We start from the raw sequence: 21913 nt of genomic DNA, 5'->3' as shown, positions 1-21913 counted from the left end.
AACTACACACGGCTACGCCCCGCTCAATGGCGGGGCGCAATGCTAAGGCTTATTCACTCGTGTTTTTCCGGCCTCTCCAGCATGCGGTAGAACACTGCGCAGCAGGCGCCGAAGACGACATGGGCGCCAAAGGTTGTCCATCCTCGCAAATCGGCGAACCAGGTGAAGGCGCCGGACATGCCGTAGAAATTCAGCACATACAGCAGCACGCCGAACGCGGCACCGGTCAGCGCCACCAGGCCCGTGCTCGAATCAAGCTGGAACGGTGCGATGATTGCCGCCAGCATCATGGCGAAGGTAATACCGAGGATATAGTGCACTGCCAGCGCTGCAATCACGACTGCCAGGTCGTAGCCGGAGCTTTGCAGCACCTCCCAGCCCATGACCATCGCCGCTACCATCCGGGTTGTCAGCCATCGGTCACCGCCTTGCACGGTGGCCCACATCAACTCCATTAACATCAGGATACCGCCGGCACCGAAACCGGCGATGGCTGCGGCCGTCCAGTCAGCCTGGCGCGCCACCCAGCGATGCGATTGCAACACGCGAAGTTCCATGACTTCCTCCTGTGCAGGGTTCGTAACTCATATTAGTACGCAAACACCGAAGATGCAAAGGAGTTAAGCTTGCACGTTTTTTAGGCAGGCTTAAATGGAAGTAAGAAGAATTATGGCGTCCCCACGGGGATTCGAACCCCGGTACTCACCGTGAAAGGGTGATGTCCTAGGCCTCTAGACGATGGGGACCTGTTGGACTATTGCTACGTTGTGCCTTGTTGGTGGAGGTAAGCGGGATCGAACCGCTGACCTCTTGCATGCCATGCAAGCGCTCTCCCAGCTGAGCTATACCCCCCTGGGCACAACATAATGCGAAAAGCTGGCGTCCCCACGGGGATTCGAACCCCGGTACTCACCGTGAAAGGGTGATGTCCTAGGCCTCTAGACGATGGGGACCATATGGACTTTCCGTTACTACTCAATCTCTGCCGCGTTGGTGGAGGTAAGCGGGATCGAACCGCTGACCTCTTGCATGCCATGCAAGCGCTCTCCCAGCTGAGCTATACCCCCATGCTGGCACAGATTGTTACTGCTCTTGGCGTCCCCACGGGGATTCGAACCCCGGTACTCACCGTGAAAGGGTGATGTCCTAGGCCTCTAGACGATGGGGACCCTGGACTAACTTTACTGCTTTTCCTTCGCAAAACTGGTGGAGGTAAGCGGGATCGAACCGCTGACCTCTTGCATGCCATGCAAGCGCTCTCCCAGCTGAGCTATACCCCCGTTTTGCAAGGAGACAGAAGTATAGCAGCCCTTCTTTGAATTGCAAATGCTAATTTGCAAGATTGTCGAAATTATTTACGCGAACTTCGACAGGCGGGCTGCCACAGTGTCGCGTCCAAACAATTGCAGCACTGCATCGATCGCAGGCGTCTGCAGCTGGCCGGCCACCATCAGGCGCAGCGGCATGGCCAGCTGAGGCATTTTCAGGCCGTGCGCCGCCAGCACTTCCTTGATCATGGCGGCGATGGCTTCCTTGGTCCACTCGACGGTAGCAATGCGGGCAGCGAAGTCCGCTACGGCTGGCTTCACGGCATCGGTGTAATGCTGGGTCATCAAGGCAGCATCCGGATTTGGCGCGCGGTAGAACAGCATTGCGGCTTCGGCCAGCTCGTTGATGGTGTTGCTGCGGTCCTTCAGCAGGGCCAGCACCAGCGGCAGTTCAGGCGCGCCGTCCAGGCTGCCACCTTCGGCCAGCAATTTAGGCGTGACCAGTTCAGCCAGGCGGGCGTTGTCGCACTGCTTGATCCAGTGGTTGTTGACCCATGCCAGCTTGTCGTAGTTGAACTGGGCTGGCGAAGCGGTCAGGCTCTCCAGGTTGAACCACTGGCAGAACTGCTCCATCGAGAACAGTTCGTCGTCGCCGTGCGACCAGCCCAGGCGGGCCAGGTAGTTCAGCATGGCTTCCGGCAGGTAGCCCTGGGCCGGATATTCCATCACGCTCACGGCGCCATGGCGCTTGGACAGCTTGGCGCCATCGGAACCGAGGATCATCGGCAGGTGGCCGTATTGCGGCAGCTCGGCGCCGATCGCGCGCAGGATGTTGATCTGGCGCGGGGTGTTGTTCACGTGGTCGTCGCCGCGCAGCACGTGGGTGATCTTCATGTCCCAGTCGTCGACTGCCACGCAGAAGTTGTAGGTCGGGGTGCCGTCGGGGCGCGCGATGACCAGGTCATCCAGCTCCTTATTGGCAATGGTGATCGGCCCCTTGACCACGTCGGTCCAGGTCACGTCGCCGTCCAGCGGGTTCTTGAAGCGCACCACCGGCTTGCGGTCGGCCGGGATTGCCGGCAGGGTCTTGCCCTCTTCCGGACGCCAGGTACCGTCGTAGCGCGGCTTCTCGCCTGCCGCCGCCGCCTTGTCGCGCATCGCCTGCACCTCTTCCGGCGACGAGTAGCAATGGTAGGCGGTGCCGGCGGCCAGCATCTGCGCCACGACTTCGCGGTAGCGGTCCATGCGCTGCATCTGGTAGAACGGGCCTTCGTCGTGGTCCAGGCCGAGCCACTGCATGCCATCCAGGATGGCTTGCACGGCTTCCGGGGTCGAACGTTCCAGGTCGGTATCCTCGATACGCAGCACGAAGGTGCCGCCGAAGTGGCGGGCGAAGGCCCAGGAATACAGCGCAGTGCGCGCGCCGCCGACGTGCAGGAAACCGGTCGGGCTAGGTGCGAAACGGGTACGGACTTGAGTCATCTCGAATGGAAAGCGAAAAAATATAAAGGCGTAATTCTACCGTAATGAAAGTCGGGGTCAGGTCCGGCAATCGGACAAAATGTCCGATTGCCGGACCTGACCCCGACTTTTTACTTAACAGTGACGGTGATGGATTTCGACAGGCCGGGGCCGTAGCTTTGGTGGGCGCCATTGGCGAACTGCATGGTCAGCTTGTAAGTGCCTGGCGGCAGGGTGACGTCGGTTTCGGTCTGGCCTTTGCCGAAGTGCAGGTGGGTTTCATCGAAGGGAATCGATTCGCCGACCTTCATGCTGTCGCCGTTGATGATCAAGTGGTGGTGGCCGGTGTTGCTGTCCATCGAGCCGGCGGGCTTCACTTCCATGCCGGTGACGGCGAATTTGACCTTGAACGGGCTGCTAACGACTGCGCCGCTCTTGGGCTCAGTAAAGTCCACCGATTGCGCTGCCGCAGTGCCGGCAACCAGGGCCATTGCGAGTGCCGCCAGGATTTTCTGCATGTCTGTCTCCTTATCTTAGAGGGGGTCCAACGTATTTGACGATCAAGCCCTTCGGTCCGACCGCCCATCCGGCGCCGGAAGCTGAAAAGCCAACGGCGTTCAGTTTCGTTTCCTTTTCGATAATTGTCCAGCTTTTGCCGCCATCGCGGGTGTAGCCGGAGCCAGCCAGGCCGACGGCGACAAAGGTGTTGCTTGCCCCTGGCACTGGCACCACCGCCGACATGAAGCCGGCCGGCAGGATCTGCGCTGGCGACCAGCGTGCGCCGCCATCACTGCTCACTGCCCCGTTCAGGGTGCCCAGCGCAGGCTCTTTATAGTCGCCGCCCGAAACCAGTCCCGGCCCTCGGCCGGCAAAACCTACCGAGAAAGCGCCCTTGCTTGCTGCAGCAGCGGGAATGGGCAAGGCTGTCGACTGCCAGCTGCGTCCACGGTCAGCCGAGCGGAAGACGCGCGATTGCGCCGCTCCGCCGGTGACGAACCATGCATTGCCATCCACGCCCGCGCTCAGGCACGTGCCACTGGCTGCAAAGGCACCTTCCTGCGGCAGCGCGGCCAGGCCTTGCGGATCATTTGCCGGCTGCCAGCTCTCGCCGCCATCGTTCGTCAGCAGGACCTGGAAGGCGCCGCCTACTGGATCGCCGAAAACGATGCCGTTGCGGGCATCCCAGAATGCCATCGCGTCCCAGAAGCCTTCTGCGTCCTTGTTGACGACCAGCAGTTGCCAGGTGGCGCCGCCATCACGCGTACGGTACATGCGCGACGCGGCACCTGGGCCGGCGCCCATCACGATGGCCGTATTGGCATCAAATGCCTCAATGTCGCGGAAGTCGAACGCTTCGGCGCCAGGCACTGCCAGCAAAGTCCAATGCTCGCCATCGACGGTGCGCAGCACAGTACCCTTGGCGCCGCTGGCCCACGCGACTTTGTCGCTCAGGACGGACAGCCCGCGCAATTCCGCGCTAGCTGCGTGCTGCTGCGGCACCCACGTTGACCTGACGTTCGCAGGGGACGGAGGCAACGCTGAGCAGCCCGCCAACGCGGCGAGGCCGGCCAGTGCGGCAAAGGCCGCGCGTGGGAAGGCGCTGCGCATCAGTCGTGCTTGATGACGATGCTCGGGAACTTGCTGCTCAAATCCTTGGCCTTCTCGGCCACCTTCACTGCCACTTTGCGCGCAATCGCTTTGTAGATGGCAGCTTCCGCGCCATCCGGCTCAGCGACAACGGTCGGTTTGCCGGAATCGGCCTGCTCGCGGATCGCCAGCTTTAAAGGCAGCGCGCCAAGGAAGTCGACGCCGAAGTCGGCGCACATTTTCTCGCCGCCGCCGTGGCCGAAGATTTCTTCGACATGGCCGCAGTTCGAGCAGATATGGGTGCTCATGTTTTCCACTACGCCCAGGATCGGGATGCCGACCTTCTCGAACATCTTCAGGCCCTTGCGTGCGTCCAGCAGCGCGATATCCTGCGGCGTGGTCACGATCACGGCGCCGGTCACCGGCACCTTCTGCGACAGTGTCAGTTGGATGTCGCCGGTACCGGGCGGCATGTCGACAATCAGGTAATCGAGGTCGCGCCAGTTGGTCTGCTCCAGCAGCTGCTGCAGGGCCTGGGTGACCATCGGGCCGCGCCATACCATCGGCTCGTCCGGGTCGATCAGGAATCCGATCGATGAAACCTGGATGCCATGGCCTTCCATCGGGTCCATGGTCTTGCCGTCGGACGTGGTCGGACGGCCGGAAACGCCCAGCATCATCGGCTGCGACGGGCCGTAGATATCGGCATCCAGCACGCCCACGGAGGCGCCTTCGGCGGCCAGCGCCAGCGCCAAGTTGACGGCAGTCGTGGATTTGCCCACGCCGCCCTTGCCCGAGGCAACGGCGATGATATTCTTCACGTTCGGCATCAGCTTCAAGCCGCGCTGCACGGAGTGCGAAATGATCTTGCTGGCGATACTCAGGTTGACCTTGGCGCCCAGCGGCTGCAGGGCAGCCAGCACGTTGGTGCGGATCGATTCGATTTGCGACTTGGCCGGGTAACCCAGCTCGATATCCAGGCTGATTTCGCCGCTTTCGACCTTCAGGTTGCGAACCGATTTGGAGGAGACATAGTCCTTATTGGTATCAGGGTCAATTACTTTGGACAGTGCTGATTTGACGTCATCTACAGTGATACTCATGCAATTCTCCATTGGTGATGGCGCAGTCTAGCGCATCCACTGGTAAAATGCTCTTTTTATCCACCTTAAAAGCGCATCAATTATGACTCGCAAGCTGTTCGTCACCACTGCCCTGCCATACGCAAACGCTGCCTTCCACATCGGCCACATGATGGAGTACATCCAGGCCGATATCTGGGTCCGTTTCCAGCGAATGCAGGCCGAAGGCGACGGTTTGCGCGAGGTGCACTTCGTGGGCGCCGACGACACCCACGGCACCCCGATCATGATCGCCGCTGAAAAGGAAGGCATCACCCCGCAGGAATTCGTGGCCAAGATCGCCGCCGGCCGTCCGCAGTACCTGGACGGCTTCCACATCGCGTTCGACAACTGGTATTCCACCGATTCGCCGGAAAACGTGGAACTGTCGCAGGGCATCTACCGCAAGCTGCGCGATGCTGGCCTGATCCAGACCAAGACCGTTGACCGTTTCTTCGACCCGGTCAAAGGCATGTTCCTGGCCGACCGCAATATCAAGGGCGAGTGCCCGAAGTGCCACGCCAAGGACCAATACGGCGACAACTGCGAAGTGTGCGGCGCGGCCTACCAGCCGACCGACCTGGTTAACCCGTATTCGGTGTTTACCAACGCCACCCCGATCCTGAAGCCTTCGGAACAGTACTTCTTCAAGCTGTCCGACCCGCGCTGCTTCGAGTTCCTGCGCGACTGGCTGAACACCCCTGGCCGTTTGCAGCCGGAAATGGTGAACAAGGTATCCGAGTGGCTGGGTGAAGCCGGCGAAAAGCTGGCCGACTGGGATATTTCGCGCGATGCGCCCTACTTCGGCATCCCAATCCCTGACGCGCCGAACAAGTACTTCTACGTCTGGCTGGACGCGCCGGTCGGCTACCTGGCTTCGCTGAAAAACTACTGCGGCAAAAAAGGCCTCGACTACGACGCGCTGCTGGCCGATCCAGGTACGGAGCAGATCCACTTCATCGGCAAGGACATCGTCTCCTTCCACCTGCTGTTCTGGCCGGCGATGCTGCAATTCGCCAAGCACCCGACCATCGACCGCATGAAGGTTGCGGTGCACGGCCACCTGACCGTGAACAACGAGAAGATGTCCAAGTCGCGCGGCACCGGCATTTCGCCGCTGCGCTACCTGAACCTGGGCATGAATCCGGAGTGGCTGCGCTACTACCTGGCCTACAAGCTGAACTCCCGCGTCGAAGACCTCGACTTCACCGGCGACGACTTCGTGGCGCGCGTGAACTCGGACCTGATCGGCAAGTTCGTCAACATCGCATCCCGTTGCGCAGGCTTTATCGCCAAGAAATTCGACGGCAAGCTGGCTCCTTCCCTGTCCGCCTCTTCGCAGGAATGGATCAGGAAGGCGCTGCTGGCAGAAGACGGCAGCGAACGCCAGGCCTCCATCGGCGCCAACTTCGAATCGCGCGAATTCGGCAAAGCCCTGCGTGAGATCATGGAAATTGCCGACGTGGCCAACCGCTTCGTCGACGAGAACAAGCCGTGGATCCTGGCCAAGGACGAAACCAAGGTGGCCGAACTGCACGACGTCTGCACCGCTGCCCTGATCCTGTTCCGCCAGTTGACCATCCTGCTGTCGCCAGTGCTGCCGGGCGTTGCCGCCAACGTGCGCACCTTCCTGAACGACGCCGCCTACACCTGGGCTGATACCTCGGTCGCATCCGGCGCAGCATGGGAGCCAATGCTGGGCCGTACTATCGGCGCTTACAGCCACCTGATGACCCGCGTCGATGCAAAGATGATCGAAGACCTGTTTGATGCACCTGCACAGCAAGCCGCAGCGGCTCCAGCACCAGCTGCCGTTGCTGCCGAAGCAGCGCCGGCGCTTGAGGCCCCCGCCGCAGGCGACATCGAAGAACTGGCTCCCGAGATTTCGATTGATGATTTCAGCAAGATCGACCTGCGCATCGCCAGGATCGTCAACTGCGAACACGTGGAAGGCGCCGGCAAGCTGCTGCGCCTGACGCTGGACGTGGGCGAAGGCCGCTACCGCAACGTCTTCTCCGGCATCAAGTCGATGTACAAGCCGGAAGACCTGGTCGGCAAACTGACCGTGATGGTCGCCAACCTGGCGCCGCGCAAGATGAAGTTCGGCGTGTCGGAAGGCATGGTACTGGCCGCATCCGCCAAGGATGAAAAAGCCAATCCAGGCATCTACGTGCTGAATCCGTGGCCGGGTGCCGAGCCGGGCATGCGCGTCCGTTAAGCATGGACATAATAGTTCGCGAAGCGACCGCTGAAGATGCGCCCCTGATCGCCGAGCTCACGCGCAAAGCGTGGGCCGGCAAGGTCAGCGTCACCTCCAGCGGGCACCGTGAAACCGCCGTCTACGTCGCCGAACACCTGCGCGACGGCGGCGGTTTTATTTTGCTCGATGGGGATACGCCGATCGGCTCCGTGCGCTGGCTGCCGCTCGACGCGGAGCCCGATGTGTGGGAAATCCTGCGCATGGGCGTAGTGGCCGGCTACCGCGGCACCAACCTCTCGCAGCACCTGCTGGAAGCCGTGATCCACCACGCCCTTGCAGCTGGCATCGAAGAACTGCGCCTCGCCGTGCGCAGCGACCAGCCCAAGCTGATCGACTTCTACACCGCCTACGAATTCACCCTTGCCGAAGAACTCGAATACTCGCACGCCAATCCGCTTGAGCCGGCCCCGCTGGTGATGCGGCGCCATCTCCGGCATTAGCGGGCACTGACGCCGCCTTCCGCCGCGCCCTTCCTGGCGCGGCTTCTGGCTTCGTCAACGCTGCCCCATGCGGCAAGGCTGAAAAGCGTAAACGGGAAATAGAACAACAAGAGAAACTTCCTGTTCTTCGCGCGAAACCGGCGCATCTGGCAGCGTTGTAAAAACTGCAGGATTGTCGGCCTGATAGGTTACCGTCAAATGTGATACATCACTGAGGATGCGGGGCAACGACGCTGCGTAGCAGTGCCCTGGTACTCCACCCCATCCACACTGAACGTGTAGTGTACCTTGCCGGACCTGCCTGAACACTCGATACGCATCGAGCTGGGTGCAATGGTGCGGCCATTCGCTTCCACGCGTACAGCCTCCTCGCGCACCGGTTCGTAGGCAAGGAATCCAAGCGCGGCAACCGCCGCGGGGAGCGTGCCCCGTAAAACCAGGCCGATCGGCAGGAAGCACGAGATCGTCCCGCCAACGACCATCAATAAGGCACAAAGAAAACCATTCATGCCGAAATTATAACTGGGGGCATGTCAAGAAAATTCAAACGCGCATCCAGCCAAAGTAAATGCCCACAACTGCCGGCGCGCCAAGGGCGACTGCGGACGCCGCATCCCACCAGCCATCGCCAACCAGCGCAGTGATAGTCTCGATATCCAGCAGCGCCCACAGCAGTTTCATCAGCTGGCCGCCATAGCCCCCGAAGTGCAGCGGCTGCGAAATCAGCGGTGCGGTCAGGTACCAAGGCAGGTCGCGGTTGTCGGTCACCTGTGCCGTCTGCACATCGACCAGCACCGGCTGGTACAAGCGCGAGGTCAGCACCTGGTCGCCGCGCATGAAAATGCCATAGTGGTGGGCGCTGGTGAATGGCGTGCCCGGGAATGCAACAAAGCCAACTTTCATGCCCGGCTCAGCAGCCAGGGCGCGCTGCAGCGAGAGATCCATCGAAGCCAGCGAGGTTGACGGCGGCAGGTCCTTGTAAGGTGCCACCATCTCAGCCATTTCGGTGAACTGCCAGTACTTGAGCAACAGGTCAGCCCAGGTATTGACCATGCCCGTCGCCCCGACTACTGCCGCCGCCGATCCTGCCCTAATTCGGCTTGTATACTGGGCGCGCCCTATAAGCTCGAGTCAATTTCCAGGTGCCGCTTTGAATACCCGTGCAGGTAATGTCGTCGAAAGGACTAATTGCGCGCATTAATAATTGGGGGGAATGTCGGGTTTTAAATCAAACCCGCCATCGCGCCAATACCTGGCATGTTCAGGCTATTACTTGGCTCATGGCAGCAATAGGTTTAGGCGGCTTGGGTGGCGGCTTCTGGCAGGCACTCAGGGAGATGATGGCCGCAAGCGCGGCAAGGATGAGGATACGCATGGCAACCTCCATCAGAAAATTTGAAATTATCAGATTCAGCGCCGGGTCGTCGCACGGCCGGAGGAGATAATAATCCCGCCGACGATCAGGATAAATGCAATCGCGTGATAAATTCTTGGCGCTTCACCGAGAATCAAGGAGGACAACATTGCAGTAAATAAAGGCGTGAGATTTACAAAGAAGGATGCAATTGCCGGCCCGGCTTGCTGTACGCCAGCGCCCCAGCAGCGGAATGCAATAATCGCCGGGCCAATTGCAACATAGGCCAGCGCAGCAAGCAGCGGCCAGCTCCAGTGAATTGAGGCAGTCGATAAAACATATTCGCCGGCAGCAAACAGGCCCGACCATATCGCGCCAAAAGCCACCTGCGCCAGCAGGAAACTTGCCCAATGGCTGCGAATATCCGCCGGACCGGTGGTGCGCGTTAATAGCCAGCTATATAAAGACCAGGCGATTGTGGCCATGATCATGAATACATCGCCCGCCACCAGGCGCAATTCCATCAAATGCGACCATTCGCCGCGCGCCAACACCAGCAGGACGCCGGCAATCGACAAGACTGCTCCGGCCACTTGGCGCCGCGACACGCCGGCACCAAAGAAAAGCCAGCCGGTGAGCATCATCCAGACCGGCATGCCCGATGCAACCAGCGTCACATTGATCGGGGTGGAGCTTTGCAAGGCGAGGTATTGCAGGGCGTTATACAGCCCGATGCCCAGCAAACCCAGCACGGTAAAGCGCTGCCAGTTTGCCCAGAGCCCGCTGCCGCGGCGGAAAATCGGCCCGGCAAATGGCAACAGCAAAACGAAAGCAATCGCCCAGCGCAGGAAATTCAGCATGACTGGTGGCACATCGTGTGCCACCAACCGGCCAACAATCGCGTTTCCCGCCCAGAGCAATGGCGGTATGGTCAGAAGTATTGCTGTGCGGGCTTTCATGGTGCCCGCAAGGATACGCTATTTCTGAACTAACCGCGCTTGGCCTTCTGCTTTGCCCCGCCGCCGGCACCTTCGCTGCTGCCAGCCTTGGTGCGTGATGCCTCGTTCCTGGTGTTGCGTTTGGCGGTGTCTTTATTGCCGGTCTGGTCGGACTCGACGGTCTGCACCGATTGGCGATTCTGATTGCTGAGTTGTTTACCCTGAGCCATGGCGGCCTCCTTTAGCGAAATCGAGCCTTTACTGTGGGATGCGCACTGCTGCGGGTCTGTGCGCTGGCAAACCGGCGTGGCTGCACACCCACGGCAAGGGAAGTTTTCCTTGTCGCCGAACTGGGCAGCAGTGACAATGGGGACGCAGCACGAGGCCTAAACAACAATATTAAGAAGGTATTCATGAAACGACTGCTCCCAGCCATCACCCTCCTCCTTCCTGTCGCTGCGTCGGCGCAAACCCAGGTTACGCTCTACGGCGTCGTCGACGCCTACGCCGGCCGTACAGCCACCGCCAGCGCCCCGCAAGCCGTCAACGCCGTCAACAGTGGCGGCATGATCACTTCCTACTACGGCTTTTCCGGTACGGAAGCACTGGGCGGCGGCCTGAAAGCCCAGTTCCAGATCGAAGGCTTTTTCCGCGGCGATACCGGCGAAGCGGGACGCTTCCCCGGCGAGGCGATGTTCGCCCGCAATGCCAACGTTGGCCTGGCCGGTGAGTTCGGCATGTTGCGCATGGGCCGCATCGCCAACCCCTTGTTTGTCGCCGCCGGGCAGATCAACCCTTTTGGTCCCTCGACCCGCTTTTCGCCACTGATCAACCAGATTTACACCGCTGCCGGCGGCAATGCGACGCTGGGCGATACCGGCTGGAGCAACTCGATCCAGTACGCCTCGAACCCGGTGCATGACACCACCTTCGTCGCCCAATACTCGCTGGGCGAGCAGCCGGGTGCGCACAATAACAACTGGGCGGCCGTCGCAAAATACGTCGGCAAAGAGCTGGCTGTGACGGCAGGCGCGGTCAATGTGCGCTTTGGCCCAGGCTTGAGTGCGGCCGTGCCGGAACAGCGTACTTACCTTGCCGCGGCCTCCTACGACTTCAAGGCGATCAAGCTGTTCGCCTCCTATTCCGACCACCATGCCAAGGTCAGCGAACGCGATGCCCATTCCGTACAGGCCGGCTTCACTGTGCCAACCCATGGCGGCGCGGGGCGCTGGATGGTGGCCTGGTCGCGCCTGACCGAAGAAGCCAAGGTGGTACCTGAATTCCATCGCGACACCGCTGCAGCCGGCTACGATTACAACCTTTCGCCTCGTACGGACGTGTATGCGGTACTGCTGTACGACAAGATTAGCAACGCTAGCAAGGGAAATACCTACGTCGCTGGCATTCGGCATCGTTTCTGAAGAGAAAAGACGGTAAAATGTCCGTTGCTGAACCCAGTTATTTTCACGATATGAAATTCCTCAAGCAGAACCACAAATACGAATCCGACCATTCCTTGTTCATCAAGGACCTCAAAGCCAAGAACCCGGAAATGGAAGCAGGCCAGCAAGCCGGCCGCGCGATCCTGTGGGACAAGCCTTCGACCTCGCTGGACGACCAGGCCCGTAACAAGGCTTCGTCGGTCAAGCAACAGGCTTACGTGTACCAGAACAAGGTATAAGAGCCGGGACGGCACACAGCATGTCGCCAAAAGACGCGGTGGACGATCAGGCCGAACAGGCTGAACTGGCCGTCGCCGCGGACTTGCCGCCTGACGCAGGCGGACCAGGCAGCGGCGCGGAAGACGCGCCACCCGAAGCAAGCGCCCCGGCGGAAGCCGACGGCGCCGCTTTTGCACGCCTGTATGGCGAGCCGGTGCTCAAGCTGCCGAACGACCTGTATATCCCGCCCGACGCGCTGGAAGTCATCCTCGAAGCGTTCGAGGGCCCGCTGGACTTGCTGCTGTACCTGATCCGCAAGCAGAACTTCAATATCCTCGACATCCCGATGGCCCAGGTAACGCTTCAATACCTGAGTTATGTCGAAGAGATCCGCAAGACCAACCTGGAGCTGGCGGCGGAATACCTGCTGATGGCGGCCATGCTGATCGAGATCAAGTCGCGCCTGCTGCTGCCGCAGCGCCAGCACGACCTCGACGTGGAAGCGGAAGACCCGCGCGCGGAACTGGTGCGCCGCCTGCTCGAATACGAGCAGATCAAGCTGGCCGCCTACGACCTGAACACCCTGCCCCAGGTCGGCCGCGACTTCGTGCGCACCCAGGTCTTCATCGAGCAAAGCCTGGTGCCGACCTGGCCGGAAGTTGAGGTGGTCGACCTGCAGGACGCCTGGCGCATGCTGATGAAGCGCGCTACGCTGAAGCAGCACCACAAGATCACCCGCGAGGAGCTGTCCGTGCGCGAGCACATGACCTCCATCCTGCGCAAGCTGCAATCGAGCCGTTTCATCGAATTCACCGAGTTGTTCAACCCGGAATCGCCGCCCCCGGTGGTGGTGGTGAACTTCGTCGCGATGCTCGAGCTGGCCAAGGAAACCCTGATTGAAATTACCCAGGCGGAGCCATTCGCACCGATTTACGTGCGTCTTGCGTATTCGCCTGCCTGACTAAAAACTATGAAAATCATCTCCAATATCGAAGAACTGCGCGACCAGCTCAGTGGCCAGTTACGCACGGCATTCGTCCCGACCATGGGCAACCTGCATGAAGGCCACCTGTCGCTGATGCGCCTGGCCCGCAAGCACGGCGACCCGGTCGTGGCTTCCATTTTCGTCAACCGCCTGCAGTTCGGCCCGAACGAAGACTTCGACAAATATCCGCGCACCTTCCAGGCTGACGTGGAAAAACTGGAGAAAGAAGGCGTCTACGTGCTGTTCGCGCCGACTGAAAAGGATATGTACCCGGAGCCGCAGGAATACCGCGTGCAGCCGCCGGACGGCCTGGGCAATACGCTGGAAGGCGAGTTCCGTCCCGGTTTCTTCGGCGGCGTCTGCACCGTGGTGACCAAGCTGTTTTCCTGCGTGCAGCCAAAAGTAGCGGTGTTCGGCAAGAAGGACTACCAGCAGCTCATGATCGTACGCAACATGGCGCGCCAGCTTGGCATGCCAACCGAGATCATCGCCGCCGAAACCTACCGCGCGGATGACGGCCTGGCCCTGTCCTCGCGCAATATGTACCTGTCGGCCGGCGAACGCGCCGAGGCACCGGCGCTGTACCGCGTGCTGAACCAGGTGGCAGACGACGTGCGCGGCGGCCACCTCGACGTATTCCAGCTTGAGCACAAGGCAATGGACGAACTGGCTGCGCGCGGCTGGAAGCCTGACTACATTTCGATCCGCAAGCGCAACGACCTGCAACCGCCAAACGCCGGCGACCTGGCGCAAGGCGAAAAACTGGTGGTGCTGGCCGCCGCCAAACTCGGCACCACCCGCCTGATCGACAATCTCGAGATCTGAGCGGCTCTTACCGCAGCGCCTCGGCGACCTGGTCGCCGAATTCCAGCCCATGCAATTGCGAAGCCAGCTGGATGGTGCGCATCGCACATAACTCGACAGCAGGCGAACCCGGCTCTTGCATGCAGCGGCTTTGATGCGATACCGCAAACTCTTCAGCCTGTGCGCTGGTGCCATGCGCAGAAGCCAGCGCTGCCACCAGCGCAATCCAAATTGCCACCTGTACCTTGAGCGACGACGTCCAGCAGTAACGTACGAAGAACATGGCGCCTCCTGTAGCTAGAGTGGTTCCGATGCTACGCAGACAATATTTCCGCTTAATGACTCCAACCGTTGATTTAGCGCAACTGGTTTATTGCTAACTTTTAAACGCTCGATCAGAAAATTCCCACAATTGCTTTCTTTATTGTAGGATGCTCCTCTTGTGAATTTTCATTTGCAGACTGACCTTCAGTATATAGGAATAACAGGATGGAATTCCGCTTGGGCGCTAGCGCCATTACCACGGCTGACAGCACTCAAGACCGAAGCAGCAGCGCATCACTTTTAGTCAAGGTGTTATGCGTCGCAATCCTCGTCATTGCCGCCGGGGCCGAATACAAGCGCTGGATCAACACGCGCCAGACCAGCTCGGCCATGCTGTTTGTCCCCGCCCAGCCGGGCAAGGTGAAATTCATCCCCCGTTCCGCCACGCTGTTGCCCAGGCCGCCTAACGCCCCATCCGCGCATTCCAGCGCCATGACGCCGCTGCCTGGCGGCCGCATGGCTGCATTCTGGTGGGCCGGCAGCCGCGAAAGCGGGCCAGACGTCAAGGTCTATTCCTCGCATTGGGAAAATGGCAAGTGGAGCCAGCCGTGGGAAGTGGCCAGCCGCGAGTCGCTGTCGGCCGCCCTTGGCTACGGCGTCCGGCGCGTCGGCAACCCGGTTGCCTGGGGGGCCGCCGACGGGCGCATCAACCTGTATGTAGTGGCGACCGGCCTGGGCGGCTGGGCCGCCTCGCGCATCGTCCAGATGGTATCCGATGACCTGGGCAAGAGCTTCACGGTCAAGCGCGTGCTGCCGATGTCGCCGCTGTTCAATACCAGCATGCTGGTCCGCACGACGCCGGTTGCCCTGGCCGATGGCGGCTGGCTGCTGCCTGCCTATTTTGAAATGGGCATCAAATATCCGCTGATGCTGGCCTTCGACCAGAACGGCGATCCGCGCTGGATCTCGCGCATCGGCAGCCGCATTTCGACGCTGCAGCCAACCATCGTCCCCTTCTCCTCTTCCGAAGTGCACGCCTGGATGCGCGATTCGAGCGGCGAGCAGCGGGTGCAGCATGCGCGCAGCAGCGACGGCGGCGTCAATTGGGACGACCTGCCCGCACTCTCCCTGCCGAACCAGAGTACTTCCCTCAGCGCGCTGCGCCTCAGCAACGGCAGTATCGCCTTGCTGCATAACCATATCGTGCCCGGCGGATCCGACCGCAATGTGCTGCGCCTGTCGACCACCGACGACGGCCGCAACTGGACGCACGTCACCGACATCGCCCACGGCAGCGCCGGCGAAGAATTTTCCTATCCCGACCTGCACCAGGTTGGCGATGAGCTGCACATCACCTATACCTCGCGCCGCGAAGCGATCGCGCACCATGTGATCGACCTGGATTTCAAAGGGGGCGCGGAATGACCCTTCCTGACCTGCTGCTGCAAAACACGTATGGCAAGGTGGCATGGGGCATCGTGCTCGCCACCTTGCTTGTCAGCCTGCTGCCGGCTTCGCGCCAGCTTTCGCGGCGGGCAACAGCCCTGCTGCTGGGCTTCATGATCGTAGTGACGCTGTTGCCTGGCAAGCTTTCGCCGGCTTACTGGATTGCCCTCGCGCTGCAGTGGCCGAGCGGATTGCTGGCCGGCCTTTGCCTGGTGCGCCTGGCCCGGCCCTGGCGGCCGGCAGCCGCTGCCGGCGTCATGCCCGTGGCCCTGGCCTGCACGATCGCGCTGTTCGGCACCGTCCTCTATCTTGACGCGCTGGGCCTGATCTCGCTCAGCCTGTATTTCTGGGGCTTCGGCCCGCGCGGGGCGCCACTGTTCGCATTGGCCGTCATGGTGCTGTGCGCGGCCTGGATCGTCCAGGGCCGCTGGCGGCCGCAAGCCTTTGCTGCGCTGGCTGCCCTCACCCTGTTCACCTTGCTGCGCCTGCCCACCGGGAACCTGTGGGATGCACTGCTCGATCCCATGCTCTGGCTCTGGGCCGTGCTGACGCTCGCCATCCGGGCCTGGCGCAAGCGGGAACGCAATTCTGCAACAAACAATCAAGGAGTAGTCAGTGTTAAACCGTAAATGGTATTCGCATCCGGTCCTGTTGACCGGCATCGCCATCAATATTTTCGCGCTGCTGCTGGCAGTGTCGGTGAAGAATTCGCCGGAACAACTGATGCGCGTACTGACCGAAGACGGCATCGTCGAATGGCTGCAGTTCCTGTGCTTTGCCATGACTGCGGGCCTGCTGGTGTTTGCCGCCATTGAGCGCTGGAAGCGCAACGGCTTCGACCTGGCCACCCTCGGCATGCTTGGCCTGGGCCTGCTGGTGGCCGCCGCGGCAATGGAAGAGATCAGCTGGTTCCAGCGCATCCTGCATGTGCAATCGTCCGAATTTTTCCAGCATAACAACCGCCAGGGCGAAACCAACCTGCATAACCTGGCCATCGGCAAGGGCGGCAGCATCCACAAGACCATCATGCTGAAGATGATCCTGCTGGCCGGCCTGACCCACAACGTGATCCTGCCGCTGCTGGCGCGCAGCCGTCCTGCCGTGCGCAATTTCGTCGAGAAGTTCGGCGTCTACCTGCCGCCGCTGCCTGTCTCCGTCATCTACCTGGTGCTGGTGGCGCTGTCGCACGTGCTGATCGACCATCCGCGCAAAGGCGAGCTGGGCGAACTGTTCGGCGCGGTGCATTATATGTCCACCATCTTTGCCGCTTACTTCCTCGGCTTTGGCTACGGCCAGCCGGCAGTATTCCAGCAGACGGCGGAAGCGCGCCTGGTGGATAAGCTGTTCAGCTGCGTAATGGCATTCCTGCTGCTGACCGCCTGGCTGCTCAGCGCCGGCGCCGGCGCCATGATGGGCTGACAACATGAACCGCGCTGCAGCCCGCCTTGCCCGCCTGACCCAATGGGCAGGCCCTTACGCTACCCTGGTGCAGATGGTGCTTGCCGGGCTGGTGATCCTTTCGCTCTCGCGCCTTGGCCTGGCCGCCTGGCAATGGGAGCGCGTCAGCGCCACCGGCATCCTGGGTGAGATGCTGGTGCAAGGCGTACGCGCCGACCTGATCCTGCTCGGCTACCTGCTTGCGCTGCCGCTGGTGCTGGCGCCTTTCCTGGCCCAGCGCTATTCGGCGCGCGCATGGAAGCTGTTCACCGTGACCTGGGCCAGCCTGGGGCTGCTGTTCATCATCTTCATGGAACTGTCCACGCCGCAGTTCATCATGCAATACGATTTCAGGCCGAACCGCCTGTTCATCGAATACCTGTCCTATCCGAAGGAAGTCGCCGCCACGCTGTGGAACGGTTTCCGCCTCGCGGTGATTCTTGGCGTCAGCGGCACCGTCCTGCTGAGCGTGCTGGTGTTCCGCCTGCTGAAGTCGGCGTCCGCCGGCACCGGCATGTGGTCGCCCAAGCTGGTGCTGCTGACCTGGCCGCTGCTGGTGCTGCTGGTCGGCTTCCAGATCCGCTCCACCACCGAGCACCGCCCGGCCAATCCGGCGACGTTCGCGCTGACCGGCGATGCCATGGTCAATTCGCTGATCATCAATTCGCCATGGTCGGTCATCGATGCCATCGCCTCGATGCGCAAGGAGGCCAATTCCTCCGAGATCTACGGCAAATTCCCGCGCGAGAAAGTGTTCCCGGCAGTGACGTCGGCGCCATGGCTGCGCGATTACCAGTTCACGCAAGAGGAACTGCCAACCCTGCATGCGCAACAAGCCGCCATCCAGCGCGACAAGCCGCTCAACCTGGTGATCGTGCTGGAAGAGAGCCTGGGCGCCACCTTCGTGCAATCGCTGGGCGGCCTGCCGGTCACGCCGGAGCTGGAAAAACTGAAGAACGAAGGCTGGTGGTTCGAGCAGCTGTATGCCACCGGCACCCGTTCGGTGCGCGGCATTGAAGCTGTCGTCGCGGGCTATGCGCCGACCCCGGCACGCAGCGTCGTCAAGCTCTCGCTGGCACAGCAGAACTTCTATACGCTGGCACTGGGCCTGGGCAAGCAGGGCTACCACACTGAATTCGTGTACGGCGGCGAGGCGCACTTCGACAATATGCGCAGCTTCTTCACCGGCAACGGCTTCCAGAACGTGGTCGACCGCAGCGAAATGCAGCCGAAGTTTGTCGGCAGCTGGGGCGCATCCGATGAAGACCTGTTCGACAAATCGCTGGAGCGCCTGAAACAGCTGCATGCGCAGAAGAAGCCCTTCTTCAGCCTGATTTTCAGCTCCTCCAACCACGAACCGTTTGAATTCCCGGATGGCAAGATCGAGCTGCACGACCCGGCCAAGCAGACCGTCAACAACGCCGTCAAATATGCCGATTACGCGCTCGGCAAGTTCATCGCCGAGGCGAAAAAGCAGGATTACTGGAAGGATACGGTGTTCCTGATCGTGGCCGACCACGACAACCGCGTGTACGGCAACAGCCTGATGCCGATCAAGAAGTTCCACATCCCGGGCCTGATCCTGGGGGCGGACGTGGCGCCGAAACGCATCACGACCCTGGCCAGCCAGATCGACCTCGGCCCTACCCTGCTGTCGATGATCGGCATTTCCAGCACGCACCCGATGATCGGCCGTGACTTCGTCAAGGACAGCACCACCCCGGGCCGCGCGATCATGCAGTTCGATAACTACTTCACCTGGCTCGAAGGCGACACCGCAACCATCCTGCGCCCAAGCCAGGAGCCGCTGATCGGCCGCTACGACTTCGCCAAGGGCGAGCTGCAGCTGACCGATACCAGGCCAACCCAGGCCCAGGTCGACCAGGCCATGGCGCACGTGATCGCGCCTTCGCTGCTGTACCGCGAACAGCGCTACCGCTTGACCAAGTAATTTTTTCGGTGGGGAATGGAGCGCCCGGCAACGGGCGCTCCAGCGCTGCTTACGCCGTGACGCTCTGGGTCCAGGCCAGGGCCGACAGGTGGGCCTTGTTGACGTCTTCCGGCGTCAGCGACAGCGAATCGGCCAGCGAGCTGACCAGGTTCGAATTCAGTTCGCAAGCTTCGGCCAGTGCCAGGAACGGGCCGTACTTGCCGCCGCGCGTCAGCAGCGCCTTGACCACTTCGTCGTTCAGCTGGATCTCTTGCAGCACATCCTTCATCGGGATGCCCAGCAGGCGGTCCAGCAGCGAGAACATGCCGGCTACGAAGATATTCTCCGCATCAGCCTTGCCCAGTGCCTTCTGGCCCAGTAATTCAGCCAGGCGGCCGCGCACCACGGCAGTTTCCAGCAGCACCGGCGAGAAGCCGGAGGTGGAAGCGGTCGCCAGCAGCAGCGTCAGCCAGCGGTACATCGGCTGGTAGCCCAGCAGCTGGATCGCCTGTTTCAGCGATTGCACTTCACGCCCGGCGCCAAAACCGGCCGAGTTGATGTACTTCAGCAGCTTGTACGACAGGGCCGCATCGCGCTTGAGCACGCTTTCCAGCTGGGCCACGTCGGCATTGGCATTCACCATCTGCATCAGTTGCAAGATGATGGTCTGGGAAGGATTCAAACCCTGCCCCTCGCTGCCCGGACGCGGGGTCAGGTGCAGCTTGCCGACAAAGGCATCCAGCCCAAGGGCGGCGCAGGCATCGAAATCGGACCAGGTGGTGACCGGCCGGCCCACCATGCGGATATTGGACGTCTTCAGCAGCGAATAGGCGCGCGCCTGCGCGGCCACATCGGCGCCGGTAAAGCGTACTTCGACATACGAACAAATGGTGCCCAGGCGGCTGCCCACGCGCGCCAGGTCGGCTTCGCGCAGCAGGATGCCGACTCCGCCGGCACGCAGGCCCTGCACGGCCGCCAGCGTGGTCGGATTGGCCAGCTCGGAGGTTTTCAGCGACAGCACGGTGTGCTCGGGCGGCAGGTCGAACATGGAATCGGTCGACAGCATGCCCGGCACGGCTTGCAGGAACAGGGTCTTCTGTTTCAGCAGCCAGCCGTGTTCGGGGTGATTCACCTGGCCGGCAACGAAACCGACCAGGCCCTCGAGCTCTTCCAGGGAGGGCACATGGGTCGCAGCTTCCTGCTGCCATGTAAGTTCGTAGCCGACCACGCGCTGCTCGGGATCGAGCAGGGGTTCACGAACCAGGAAATGTGACTGATGCATACGTGGTCTTATGCTTGATTCGGGAGGGAACGGCGGCGGCCAGGGCCGCCACCGCAAATTACTTGTAAAGCCGGGATCAAGCGCCGAGCTTTTCGAAAATCTTGTTCAGCTTTTCATCCAGGGTGGCCGCGGTGAACGGCTTCACCACATAGCCGTTGGCGCCTGCCTGCGCAGCCGCGATGATGTTTTCCTTTTTGGCCTCGGCGGTCACCATCAGCACCGGCAGCTTGGCCAGCGCCGGGTCGGCACGGATGTTCTGCAACATGGTCAGGCCATCCATATTCGGCATGTTCCAGTCGGAGACCACGAAGTCGAATTGCTCCGCGCGCAGTTTAGCCAGCGCCATCACGCCGTCTTCCGCCTCGTCCACGTTGGCATAACCCAGTTCTTTCAAGAGATTTCGCACGATGCGGCGCATCGTCGAGAAATCGTCAACAACCAAAAATTTCATCTTTGGATCAGCCATGAATTGCTCCGTTGTTTCTACTTACGCGGTTATTAATTAAAGTGGTGTACCCAGCAAGTTGTAGGATAGCATTTTCGTTGCTCCAAGGCGAACTAACTACCCCAAAACTGTCAATCACGTGTCAAACGCGCAATGCACGCGAGCCATGCTGCGCAAGATAACCCAATACCATGCCGGGCAGCGCCGGCAAGGCGCCGACTTCGTGCGTTGCACCAACGGCAATCGCCTCGCGCGGCATGCCGAACACCACGCAGCTGGCTTCGTCCTGCGCGAAATTATACGCCCCGGCGTTCTTCATCTCCAGCATGCCTGCCGCACCGTCCTTGCCCATGCCGGTCAGGATCACCCCAACCGCGTTTTTACCGGCATTCTGGGCTGCCGAACGGAACAGCACATCGACCGATGGGCGGTGGCGGTTGACCGGCTCGCCCTGGTCCAGCCTGGTCATGTAGTTGGCGCCGGAACGGGTCAGCAGCAGGTGCGAATGACCCGGCGCGATATAGGCGTGGCCTGGCAGCACGCGTTCATTGCCCTGCGCTTCCATGACCGAGATCTTGCACAGCGAATCGAGGCGCTTGGCAAACGATTTGGTGAAGCCTTCCGGCATGTGCTGGGTGATCAGGATGCCCGGGCAATCCGACGGCATCTGCATCAGGAACTCGCGGATGGCTTCCGTGCCGCCCGTTGACGCGCCGACAATAATCAGTTTTTCCGAAGACATCAGTGGGTTCCGTAATTGCGGCAGCGTCGTGCCGCCCTCGCCTGCCGCGCCGGCAGCAGGCAGGGTGCGGGCGCGGACCCGGGCCTTGGAGGCGGCGCGGATCTTGTCGGAGATCAGGTCGGCGTATTCGCGCATGCCGGACTGGATCGAAATCTTGGGCTTGGTGACGAAATCGACCGCGCCCAGTTCCAGCGCACGCAGCGTGATTTCCGAGCCGCGCTCGGTCAGCGAAGACACCATCACCACCGGCATCGGCCGCAAGCGCATCAGGCGTTCGAGGAAGTCGAGGCCATCCATCTTCGGCATCTCGACATCCAGCGTCAGCACGTCCGGGTTGGTCTGCTTGATCAGGTCGCGCGCCACCAGCGGGTCGGGCGCCACGCCCACCACTTCCATGTCCGGCTGGCTCTTGATGATCTCCGTCATCACGCTGCGGATCAGCGCGGAGTCGTCGCAAATCAGGACTTTGATCTTGTTCATTATGTACA

The 21913-nt window shown here is 61.2% G+C and carries 23 protein-coding genes and 6 tRNA genes; 10 read left to right on the top strand and 19 right to left on the bottom strand.

Annotated features, from left to right (window positions below; genetic code table 11):
• Positions 1-53 precede the first annotated feature (53 nt).
• From ASD07_RS23985 to apbC, 11 genes are all read right to left on the bottom strand, one after another.
• Positions 54-557 (bottom strand): hypothetical protein, encoded by a 504-nt coding sequence (locus tag ASD07_RS23985; protein WP_055936156.1) that lies wholly within the window; start codon positions 555-557, stop codon positions 54-56.
• A 113-nt stretch (positions 558-670) separates the two neighbouring features.
• Positions 671-746, bottom strand: a tRNA-Glu gene (locus ASD07_RS23980).
• Between the two features lie 30 nt (positions 747-776).
• Positions 777-852: transfer RNA gene (locus ASD07_RS23975), tRNA-Ala, on the bottom strand.
• Positions 853-877: 25 nt separating this feature from the next.
• Positions 878-953, bottom strand: a tRNA-Glu gene (locus ASD07_RS23970).
• 38 nt (positions 954-991) lie between these two features.
• Positions 992-1067: transfer RNA gene (locus ASD07_RS23965), tRNA-Ala, on the bottom strand.
• 26 nt (positions 1068-1093) lie between these two features.
• Positions 1094-1169: transfer RNA gene (locus ASD07_RS23960), tRNA-Glu, on the bottom strand.
• Between the two features lie 35 nt (positions 1170-1204).
• Positions 1205-1280 (bottom strand) — tRNA-Ala (locus ASD07_RS23955).
• 75 nt (positions 1281-1355) lie between these two features.
• A complete protein-coding gene (gene gltX / locus ASD07_RS23950) occupies positions 1356-2750 on the bottom strand; it encodes a glutamate--tRNA ligase (protein WP_055936154.1) in 1395 nt (464 codons plus the stop codon).
• A 110-nt stretch (positions 2751-2860) separates the two neighbouring features.
• Positions 2861-3247: a DUF4399 domain-containing protein gene (locus ASD07_RS23945; protein ID WP_055936151.1), complete on the bottom strand. Its 387-nt coding sequence runs from the start codon at positions 3245-3247 to the stop codon at positions 2861-2863.
• A 10-nt stretch (positions 3248-3257) separates the two neighbouring features.
• On the bottom strand, positions 3258-4337 hold the full coding sequence (locus tag ASD07_RS23940; protein WP_055936148.1) for a hypothetical protein: 1080 nt from the start codon (positions 4335-4337) through the stop codon (positions 3258-3260).
• Positions 4337-5419, bottom strand: coding sequence for an iron-sulfur cluster carrier protein ApbC (apbC, locus tag ASD07_RS23935; RefSeq protein WP_055936146.1), 1083 nt, complete (start codon positions 5417-5419; stop codon positions 4337-4339). The genes ASD07_RS23940 and apbC overlap by 1 nt, the downstream gene beginning before the upstream one ends.
• A gap of 82 nt (positions 5420-5501) precedes the next feature.
• Between apbC and metG the strand changes: the two genes are divergently transcribed.
• Positions 5502-7655, top strand: coding sequence for a methionine--tRNA ligase (gene metG, locus ASD07_RS23930; RefSeq protein WP_055936143.1), 2154 nt, complete (start codon positions 5502-5504; stop codon positions 7653-7655).
• A 2-nt stretch (positions 7656-7657) separates the two neighbouring features.
• Positions 7658-8137, top strand: a complete 480-nt coding sequence (locus ASD07_RS23925) for a GNAT family N-acetyltransferase (RefSeq protein ID WP_055936140.1) — start codon at positions 7658-7660, stop codon at positions 8135-8137.
• Positions 8138-8331: 194 nt separating this feature from the next.
• Here the strand turns inward: ASD07_RS23925 and ASD07_RS23920 are convergent, their stop codons facing one another.
• From ASD07_RS23920 to ASD07_RS23905, 4 genes are all read right to left on the bottom strand, one after another.
• Positions 8332-8646 carry a hypothetical protein gene (locus tag ASD07_RS23920; RefSeq protein ID WP_055936138.1) on the bottom strand — a complete coding sequence of 105 codons (315 nt, stop codon included), beginning with the start codon at positions 8644-8646 and terminating at the stop codon, positions 8332-8334.
• A gap of 34 nt (positions 8647-8680) precedes the next feature.
• Positions 8681-9190: a hypothetical protein gene (locus tag ASD07_RS23915; RefSeq protein ID WP_373922098.1), complete on the bottom strand. Its 510-nt coding sequence runs from the start codon at positions 9188-9190 to the stop codon at positions 8681-8683.
• A gap of 357 nt (positions 9191-9547) precedes the next feature.
• Positions 9548-10450, bottom strand: a complete 903-nt coding sequence (locus ASD07_RS23910) for a DMT family transporter (protein ID WP_055936135.1) — start codon at positions 10448-10450, stop codon at positions 9548-9550.
• A 29-nt stretch (positions 10451-10479) separates the two neighbouring features.
• On the bottom strand, positions 10480-10659 hold the full coding sequence (locus ASD07_RS23905) for a hypothetical protein (protein WP_055936132.1): 180 nt from the start codon (positions 10657-10659) through the stop codon (positions 10480-10482).
• A gap of 183 nt (positions 10660-10842) precedes the next feature.
• On the opposite strand from ASD07_RS23905, the gene ASD07_RS23900 reads away from it, so the two are divergent.
• Genes ASD07_RS23900 through panC form a run of 4 tightly spaced genes read left to right on the top strand, consistent with a single transcriptional unit; the run spans position 10843 to position 13900 of the window.
• Positions 10843-11850 carry a porin gene (locus tag ASD07_RS23900; protein WP_055936129.1) on the top strand — a complete coding sequence of 336 codons (1008 nt, stop codon included), beginning with the start codon at positions 10843-10845 and terminating at the stop codon, positions 11848-11850.
• Positions 11851-11900: 50 nt separating this feature from the next.
• Positions 11901-12110, top strand: a complete 210-nt coding sequence (locus tag ASD07_RS23895; protein ID WP_055936126.1) for a DUF3460 family protein — start codon at positions 11901-11903, stop codon at positions 12108-12110.
• 20 nt (positions 12111-12130) lie between these two features.
• Complete coding sequence (locus ASD07_RS23890) at positions 12131-13051, top strand: ScpA family protein (RefSeq protein WP_055936123.1); 921 nt, start codon at positions 12131-12133, stop codon at positions 13049-13051.
• A gap of 9 nt (positions 13052-13060) precedes the next feature.
• On the top strand, positions 13061-13900 hold the full coding sequence (panC, locus tag ASD07_RS23885) for a pantoate--beta-alanine ligase (RefSeq protein WP_055936121.1): 840 nt from the start codon (positions 13061-13063) through the stop codon (positions 13898-13900).
• A gap of 7 nt (positions 13901-13907) precedes the next feature.
• Here panC and ASD07_RS23880 read toward each other — a convergent pair whose 3' ends face one another.
• Positions 13908-14162, bottom strand: coding sequence for a hypothetical protein (locus ASD07_RS23880; RefSeq protein WP_055936118.1), 255 nt, complete (start codon positions 14160-14162; stop codon positions 13908-13910).
• 206 nt (positions 14163-14368) lie between these two features.
• Here ASD07_RS23880 and ASD07_RS23875 point away from each other — a divergent pair, with 206 nt between their 5' ends.
• The 4 genes from ASD07_RS23875 to ASD07_RS23860 are packed head-to-tail and all read left to right on the top strand — an operon-like array spanning position 14369 to position 18977.
• Entirely contained in the window at positions 14369-15568 is a 1200-nt protein-coding gene (locus ASD07_RS23875) for an exo-alpha-sialidase (protein ID WP_082507539.1), read from the top strand.
• Positions 15565-16218 carry a hypothetical protein gene (locus ASD07_RS23870; protein WP_055936115.1) on the top strand — a complete coding sequence of 218 codons (654 nt, stop codon included), beginning with the start codon at positions 15565-15567 and terminating at the stop codon, positions 16216-16218. Before ASD07_RS23875 ends, ASD07_RS23870 begins: the two co-directional genes overlap by 4 nt.
• Entirely contained in the window at positions 16205-17008 is an 804-nt protein-coding gene (locus ASD07_RS23865; RefSeq protein ID WP_055936113.1) for a hypothetical protein, read from the top strand. The genes ASD07_RS23870 and ASD07_RS23865 overlap by 14 nt, the downstream gene beginning before the upstream one ends.
• Before the next feature lie 4 nt (positions 17009-17012).
• Positions 17013-18977, top strand: coding sequence for an LTA synthase family protein (locus ASD07_RS23860; protein WP_055936110.1), 1965 nt, complete (start codon positions 17013-17015; stop codon positions 18975-18977).
• A 49-nt stretch (positions 18978-19026) separates the two neighbouring features.
• Here the strand turns inward: ASD07_RS23860 and ASD07_RS23855 are convergent, their stop codons facing one another.
• The 3 genes from ASD07_RS23855 to ASD07_RS23845 all read right to left on the bottom strand — a co-directional run bounded on the left by ASD07_RS23855 (position 19027) and on the right by ASD07_RS23845 (position 21905).
• Entirely contained in the window at positions 19027-20238 is a 1212-nt protein-coding gene (locus ASD07_RS23855; protein ID WP_055936107.1) for an EAL and HDOD domain-containing protein, read from the bottom strand.
• Between the two features lie 76 nt (positions 20239-20314).
• Positions 20315-20704 carry a chemotaxis response regulator CheY gene (gene cheY, locus ASD07_RS23850; RefSeq protein WP_028104141.1) on the bottom strand — a complete coding sequence of 130 codons (390 nt, stop codon included), beginning with the start codon at positions 20702-20704 and terminating at the stop codon, positions 20315-20317.
• Positions 20705-20825: 121 nt separating this feature from the next.
• Positions 20826-21905, bottom strand: a complete 1080-nt coding sequence (locus tag ASD07_RS23845) for a chemotaxis response regulator protein-glutamate methylesterase (RefSeq protein WP_055936098.1) — start codon at positions 21903-21905, stop codon at positions 20826-20828.
• Between the last annotated feature and the right edge of the window lie 8 nt (positions 21906-21913).

This window comes from Duganella sp. Root336D2 (genome assembly GCF_001425005.1).
In the GTDB taxonomy this organism is placed as follows: Bacteria; Pseudomonadota; Gammaproteobacteria; order Burkholderiales; family Burkholderiaceae_D; genus Rugamonas.
Note: the sequence above shows the minus strand (reverse complement) of the source record. Positions and strands in the feature narration are given on the sequence as shown.